This is a genomic window from Mesorhizobium sp. M4A.F.Ca.ET.090.04.2.1 (genome assembly GCF_003999085.1).
In the GTDB taxonomy this organism is placed as follows: domain Bacteria; phylum Pseudomonadota; class Alphaproteobacteria; order Rhizobiales; family Rhizobiaceae; genus Mesorhizobium.
In genome coordinates, this window is sequence record NZ_RZOT01000560.1 from 1 (window position 1) to 3,896 (window position 3,896).

General features: G+C 63.7%; 4 protein-coding genes and 1 pseudogene. 2 read left to right on the forward strand and 3 right to left on the reverse strand.

Going from position 1 to position 3,896, the window contains the following annotated elements; all coding sequences use genetic code 11:
• From EN781_RS28025 to EN781_RS28035, 3 genes are all read right to left on the reverse strand, one after another.
• Positions 1 to 481 (reverse strand): MFS transporter (locus EN781_RS28025; protein WP_145965666.1); only part of this gene is annotated, 481 nt, incomplete at its 3' end.
• A gap of 31 nt (positions 482 to 512) precedes the next feature.
• Positions 513 to 821 (reverse strand): DUF2061 domain-containing protein, encoded by a 309-nt coding sequence (locus EN781_RS28030; protein WP_245455417.1) that lies wholly within the window; start codon positions 819 to 821, stop codon positions 513 to 515.
• Between the two features lie 117 nt (positions 822 to 938).
• Positions 939 to 2,603 (reverse strand): Na/Pi cotransporter family protein, encoded by a 1,665-nt coding sequence (locus tag EN781_RS28035; protein ID WP_126058787.1) that lies wholly within the window; start codon positions 2,601 to 2,603, stop codon positions 939 to 941.
• A gap of 387 nt (positions 2,604 to 2,990) precedes the next feature.
• Between EN781_RS28035 and EN781_RS36035 the strand changes: the two are divergent.
• A pseudogene (locus EN781_RS36035) lies at positions 2,991 to 3,359 on the forward strand (RcnB family protein).
• Positions 3,360 to 3,495: 136 nt separating this feature from the next.
• A partial coding sequence (locus tag EN781_RS28045; protein ID WP_245492669.1) for a CHC2 zinc finger domain-containing protein occupies positions 3,496 to 3,896 on the forward strand: 401 nt, incomplete at its 3' end.

Consider the following 3,896-nt stretch of genomic DNA (forward strand, 5'->3'; position numbering starts at 1 on the left):
CCCAGAAGGTGGCGCGCCAGCCCCAGAGATTGCCGATCGCGGTTCCGGCCGGCACGCCGATGACGTTGGAAACGGTGAGGCCGGACAGGATGACCGCCACCGCCATGCCGCGCTTGTCTTCCGGCACGAGGCCGACGGCAACCACCATGGCGACGCCGAAATAGGCGCCGTGCGCCACAGCCACCGCAATGCGCAAAAGCAGCATCGAGGTGAAATCTGGCGCCAGCGCGCAAGCCGCCTGGCCGATGGTGAAAGCTACTGCCAGGCCAATGAGCAGAGCCTTGCGCGAGATCCCTTTGGTGGCGAGCGCCAGCAGCGGACCGCCTATGGCGATGCCGCAGGCATAGCCGGAGACGAGGTAGCCGGCGCTGGGAATGGAGACACCAAGGCCATCGGCGACCTGCGGCAGCACGCCGGCAATGACGAACTCCGTGGTGCCGAAGGCAAAGGCGGCGATGAACAGGGCAATGAGAGGCAGCATAGCGCGGCAAGCGATCCCGGATGAGCAGGCCTCAAACCACGGATAAGCGCCGCCGGCAATGCAGAAAATGTCGATGCCGCTTTAGCTTTTCTTGAGTGGGCCAATCCAGTCGGTCAGCTGCCGATGGGGCCAGGAAGGCCGTCTTCCTGCCGTAAGGGATTTTCAGCCATGCCCGTTCATGGAGATAGTAGAGCAATGACTTGGTGACGACCTCGGTGGCGCCGATGGCGGCGGCCAGCTTGACGCTGCCCGTTACCACCAGTGAAATGATCATCGTGTCGATGGTGCCGGTGGCGCGCCAGGAAAGCGCCTTGGCGAAGCTGCGTGAATGGGTGTCCATCGCCGATCATCCTCCCAGTAGACCTCACACGATCCTTAGCCGAACGACGAGAGGATGAGCAAAGGCAAATTCTCGTGGGACCGAGGTGATGTCGCCGCACCCGGTATGGCACAGCCCCTAGCTGGCCTTCAACCTCGAACCGCCGAGCAGACCGCGCTCCTCCAGCACCGGATAGGCCATGGAGGCGAGCAGCGAGTTGATCTGCTTCAGGTCGCGGATGGTGTCGAGATGGATGGAGCTGGTCTCGACGCTCTTGGCGGTGCCGTCGCGCAGCCGCACGAAATGGCTGGCGCTGGTTTCCTTCTCGCGGTCGCGCAGCCGGTCCTTTTCCAGCACCAGCTGGCGGGCGGCCTCGGGGTCGCGCGAGACCAGTACGTTGAAGGCAAGGCGCGCATTGGCGAGCACCGAGGCATGGAAGGCGCTGAGCTCGCGCCAGCCTTCGGGCGTGAACTCCAGCCCGCGTTCTAGCTTCTTCCTGACATGCACCAGCATGTTGCGCACGATGATGTCGCCGACCTGCTCCAGCTTGACGCAGGCGCCGATCAATTCCTGGCAGCGCAGCGCTTCGTCCTCGCTGAGCGGGTTTTTGGTAACCTTGGCCAGATAGAGCTTTATCGCCGCGTGCTTCTTGTCGACGCGATCGTCGAGCGCGGCCAGCGCCTTGATCTTGTCGCCGTCGGCGCTCTCATAGAGCTCGATGATGCGCTTCAGCATGATCTCGACGGTCTCGCAGACCCGCACCACCTCGCGGGTGGCGTTGGCCAGCGCCTGGCTCGGCGTATCAAGCGCGCTTTCGTTGAGCGCCGACAGTTCGACGATGTCGAGCGCCGAAGCCTGCTCCGGCTTGGCGCCGAGCGCCACGATCTTCTCCGAGGCGCGGTAGACGAGGCTGGCGAGCGGCAGGCCGGCGAGCAGGACGATCACATTGAACAGGATGTGGGCGTTGACGATCTGGTCAGGCACGCTGGCGCCAAGGAAGCCGACAGGCGGCTTCAGCGTCATGAACAGGATCAGCATGAGCAGCGAGCCCATGCCGCGCATCAGCAGATTGCCGATCGGCACGACGCGCACGCCGGGCTCGGCGTTGCGAGTGAGCAGTGGCGCGATGATCGAGGAGCCGAGATTGACGCCGAGCACCAGCACGATGCCGAGCTCGGGAGGGATGAAGCCACGGCCAGCCAGCGTCACCAGCAGCAGCACCGCCGCGATCGAGGAATGGAACAGCCAGGTGACCAGCGCGGCGAGCAGGTAGGCGGTGACGAAATCGCCGGAGAAATAGTTGACGATCATCGGCATCAGCGTGCTCTGGCGCAACGGCTCCGACGCCTGGCCGATCATCTCCAGCGACAGAAGCAAGAGACCGATACCGACCAGGATGCGGCCGAACTGGCGCCAGTCGCGCCGCTCGGTGGCCATGAACATGACGGTGCCGGCGACCAGGCACACCGGCACCAGCAGGGAGAGGTCGAAGGTGAGGAGCTTGACCACCAGCGCCGAGCCGATCTCGGCGCCGCGCACCGCCAATTGGCCGGACATGCCGGAGACGATGCCGGCGCCGGCGAAGGAGCCGACCAGCAAGGTCACGGCCGTGGAGCTCTGCAGTGCGACCGACAGGCCGCAACCGGCGAGAACCGCCATCAGCGGATTGCGCATGGTGGCGCGCAGCCGATGGCGCAGCGCATCGCCATAGGCACGCTCGACGCCCGTCTTGACCATGCGGGTGGCAAACAGCATCAGCGCCACGGCGCCGGCAAGATGCAGAAGGACGACGGAACCGCTCATACGCGATCTCGCGATCCGACGGGCGCGCGCGGCGCGCGAGCCGAACCGTCGACGAGGCAAAAGAGGGTGCGAATCATGGACATTTCAGAAACCGAGGATACGCCGATTTACTTTAGCCGGATAATAGATTTTGGCTCTCTGGCGACGGCTGGCGCACGACGGGGCGTGTCGGAAATGGATGGACGGCGATTTGGTTGCATCGCCCACCGGCGCCGATGGCGTCATGCCGTCCGGCGCTTGCGCGCGCATCAGACGCCTATCTGACGATGCTATTGAATTAGATATCATAAATATAGGAAATCATTATATAATTGTAATTCTACTGTTCAGTTTCGGTTCATCGCCGGCACCCTATCGCTTGCGCATCGACAACCAAGGAGTACCGCCATGAATCGTCTCGTTCTTTCCGCGGTCGCCGCCTCGATTCTGGCCGCTACGTCCGTCTCGGGCCAGGCCGCGCCGCTCAATGCGCCGATCGCGCCGCAGTCGAACTACAACCAGGTCGACTGGCAACAGCCCGGCAAGCACATCGACGTGAGGAAGCGCGTCGTCTAGAAGAAGGTCGTGGTGAAGCGCAGCCATTGGCGCAACGGCCAGAAGTATTCCAGCTGGAAGCGGCACCAGCCGGTCCGCGATTACGGCCGTTTATGGCCTGCGCCGTCCAGGCCCCGGGCAGGAGTGGATCCGCGTCGGCAACGACTATGTGCTGGTCAGCATTCTTTCGGCATCATCTTTGGCGCCTTCGCCGTGCAATAAGCCGGCCAGCACTGGACTTGAAGGAAGGCGGCCGGCGACGGCCGCCTTCCTTCGCCCTGTGGAAACCGGGCATCGTCCGTATTTGGGGTCGTGCGGACCGGCACGCGTGCTTATATGGACGGGAAAAGAGTTTCCGATGCGCTTTCCGCCCGCCTTCCTCGACGAGATCCGCGACCGTGTGCCGATTTCCTCGGTCATCGGCCAGCGCGTCGCGTGGGACAGGAAGAAGACCAATGCGTCGCGCGGCGACTATTGGGCCTGCTGCCCGTTCCATGGCGAGAAGAGCCCGTCCTTCCATTGCGAGGACAAGAAGGGCCGCTACCATTGCTTCGGCTGCTCGGTGTCGGGGGACCACTTCAAGTTCCTGACCGAGCTCGACGGCATGAGCTTTCCCGAGGCGGTCGAGAAGATCGCCGACATGGCCGGCGTGCCGATGCCGGTTCGCGACGAACAGGAGGAACGGCGCGAGAAGGAACGCGCCAGCCTGACGGATGTCATGGAGATGGCGACCGCCTTCTTCCAGGAGCGGTTGCAGGG

Excerpts from the sequence above, each read along its gene's own strand:
- EN781_RS28030 (WP_245455417.1), bottom strand. The coding sequence starts at position 821 with ATGGACACCCATTCACGCAGCTTCGCCAAGGCGCTTTCCTGGCGCGCC.
- EN781_RS28035 (WP_126058787.1), bottom strand. The coding sequence starts at position 2,603 with ATGAGCGGTTCCGTCGTCCTTCTGCATCTTGCCGGCGCCGTGGCGCTG.